A 3,032-nucleotide genomic window follows, 5' to 3' on the forward strand; every position below is an offset into this window, starting at 1 on the left:
GCGCCGACCCGCCCGTGAACCCGCCCGCGGACCCGCCGCGCAGATGGTCCGCCGCGGGCTCGCCGCGCAGACGGCCCGCGCCGCCGACCCGCCCGCGGACCCGCCCGTGGACCCGCCCCGCGGACGCGCCACGCGGATGGTCCGGCCGTGGACCCGCCGCGGGCTCGCCGCACAGGCGGCTGCGTGGCCGATGTGTCGTGGACGTGCCGTGCGGACGACCCGTGCGGATGGCCGGCGTGGCCCCGTGAGCGGGTCGGCCGGAGATCGCCCACGCCCGTTTCGTCCCCGTACTACCCTGGGGGTTTCCGGGGGACGCCCCGGACGTCCGCGCCCCCGCCGCGGTGAACGCAACCGAGAAGGATCCCCCGACGCATGACCGAGGACGTCCCGGGCTACCGGGTGGTGGAACAGGTCGGCGAGGGCGGCTTCAGCGTCGTGTACCGCGCGCACCAGGAGCGCCTCGACCGCATGGTCGCCCTCAAGGTGCTGTCGATCAGCGCCGTCGACGACGCCGCGATGCGGCGCTTCCAGCGCGAATGCAAGATCACCGGACGGCTGTCGGGGCATCCCAACATCGTGACCGTGCTCGACACCGGCACGGCCCGCTCCGGCCGCCCCTACATCGCGATGGAGTACTTCGAGCACGGCGCGCTGTCCGACCGGCTCGCACGGGAGGGCCCGCTCGGCGTCGCCGAGGTGCTCCGCGTCGGCGTCAAGACGGCGGGCGCGCTCGCCGCCACCCACGAGACGGACGTGCTGCACCGCGACGTCAAGCCGCAGAACATCCTGCTGTCCCGATACGGCGAGCCCGCGCTCGCCGACTTCGGCATCGCGCGGCTGGTCGACTCCTTCGACGCCACCCACACCCAGGCGTTCACCCCGCACCACGCCGCGCCCGAGATCCTGCAGGGCGGGCAGCCCGGCGTCGGCGCCGACATCTACTCGCTCGGCTCGACGCTGTACCAGCTCCTCGCCGACCGGCCCGCGTTCAAGGGCCCGCCCGGCGAGGGCATCGCGTTCCTGATGCTGCGCATCATGAACGAGGCGCCGCCGGCCATCCCCCGCCCGGACGTGCCGCGGCGGCTGCAGGAGGTCATCGGACGAGCGATGGCGAAGACGCCCGAGCAGCGGTTCGGCAGCGCGGTCGAGTTCGCGCAGGCCCTGCAGAAGGTGCAGGCCGAACTGGGGCTGCCCGTCACCGACGTGGCGCACAGCGGCATGTCCACCCTGCCGCACCCGACGGGTGCCGGACCGGTGCCGTTCTCCGACACCGGCGGGACGTTCCCCGCGACCGGGCGGCCGTCGTTCCCCGACGCCTCGGGCCCGCCGCCCGTCCCGGAGTGGGCGCCGACGGCCCGCGGGCCCGCGCCGGCCCTCCCGGGCCCGGCCGCCCCGGCGCCGAACTCCGACACCTCGCCGTGGCACCCGGGCGCCGCGCCGTCCCGTCCGGAGTACGCGTACGACGGGGCCCCGCAGCCGCACCCGACCGCACCGCCCGCACCGCACACGGGGCCGCAGGACGGGCCGTCCCGCGGGCTGATCGTCGCCGTGTGCGTCGCGCTCGTCGGCGGCCTCGCGCTCGGCGTCGGCGCGCTCATCGCGTCCGGCGGCGAGCACCCGAGGTCGCGGACGCCGGCCGCGGGCGGCGGCGACCCGGCGCCACCGGCGTCGTCCGCGCCGCCCGAGCCGATCAGCGCCGAGCAGATCGCCGCCGCGCGCCCGCAGGGGCTGCGGGCCGCGGCCGCGGCGAACGGCGCGGTGCTCGCCTGGAAGCTCCCCCCGGCCGCGCGCGAGCTCCCGCTGCTGATCCAGCGGGACCCCGCCGGTTCGGAGCCGATCAAGTCGGTGGCCCCCGGCTCGACGAAGACGGCCGTCTCGCCGCTCGTGCCGAACGAGGACAACTGCTTCCGGATCGGCGCGGTCCTGCGCGTCAACCAGGGTGCCTCCCCGGACGTGGCCTGGTCGAAGGTCGCCTGCGTGCAGCAGGCCCGGAGCTGATCCCGGAACCGCGAAGGCCCCGTCCCGGGGAGCGGGACGGGGCCTTCGACCGCGGGCGGCGCGGAGGGCGGCTCAGCCGGCGCACTCCCAGATCGGCGGCCCCGCGAGGACATCCCAATTGCCCGATGTGTAGGTGTCCGCAAGGTAGTTGAGGATGTAGCCGGTTTTCCCCTTCCACGTGATCTGCGTGTAGGTGTTACCGGAGTAGTTCTTGTCCGAGGGGTGGGTGTAGGCGGCGCCCTTCACCTGGCAGTGAACGGTGATGCTGTCGCCGTTATTGTTGACCATTTCCCCAACAACGGCACCATTGTGGCCATCCGGCGTTGCGCGGATGTAACCGGTCGAGTTCTGGTTGAGGATGACCTTGTGCGCCTGGTCCGGTCCCTCCAACTGGACGTCGACGGTGGTGCCCGAGCCGGCTTCGGCGGCGTTCATGGAGGTGACCGTGAACGTGTAGGCGCCGTTCGTCCAGATGTCGGTGAGGGCGGTGGACGTTCCGGTGACGACCTTCGAGCCCGAGACGGGGCCGGTCCACTCGACCTTGTACCGGGACGCACCGCCGCCCGCGGGTGCGGCCCACGTCACCGCGGTGCCGGACGACGTCGCCTTCGCGGCCACGTTCGTGGGGGCGCCCGGCGTCAGGCACGGGCGCACGGGGTCGCTGGGCGCGGAGAGGACCTCCTTCGCCCGCCCTTGGGGGTCGGTGTAGCGGACGGCCACGCGGAACGTGTACTCCTGCCCGCAGTCGCCGCCGGTCACGGTGAAGGCGGGCGGGGCGTTCGGCGCGATGGCGGCGGGGGTCGCGGTGAGGCCGGCCGGGAGGTCCTTGAGCGTGTAGCCGGTGATGCGTTCGCCCTGGGAGGGCTGGAACGAGACCTGCATGGTCCCGTCGCCCGGCGCGACCGCGAGGTTGGACGGGGCGGTGGGCGCGCCCGGCTCCCCGCGGGAACCGGCGGCGCTCGCCGCCGGCCCCCTCCTCGCGGTCCTTGTCGACGGCCTGGGTCTCACCGCCGCGGTCGATGACGACGGCGCCC

The 3,032-nt window shown here is 74.8% G+C and carries 2 protein-coding genes; one reads left to right on the forward strand and one right to left on the reverse strand.

The genetic code is table 11. The annotated features are described in order from the left end of the window. Window positions 1-372 precede the first annotated feature (372 nt). Entirely contained in the window at window positions 373-1,998 is a 1,626-nt protein-coding gene (locus DMH08_RS39115) for a serine/threonine-protein kinase (protein WP_051299970.1), read from the forward strand. A gap of 72 nt (window positions 1,999-2,070) precedes the next feature. On the opposite strand, the gene DMH08_RS39120 is transcribed toward DMH08_RS39115, so the two are convergent. Further along, window positions 2,071-2,880 (reverse strand): fibronectin type III domain-containing protein, encoded by an 810-nt coding sequence (locus tag DMH08_RS39120; protein ID WP_125621299.1) that lies wholly within the window; start codon window positions 2,878-2,880, stop codon window positions 2,071-2,073. Between the last annotated feature and the right edge of the window lie 152 nt (window positions 2,881-3,032).

This window comes from Actinomadura sp. WAC 06369, assembly GCF_003947565.1.
Classification (GTDB): Bacteria; Actinomycetota; Actinomycetes; order Streptosporangiales; family Streptosporangiaceae; genus Spirillospora; species Spirillospora rifamycini.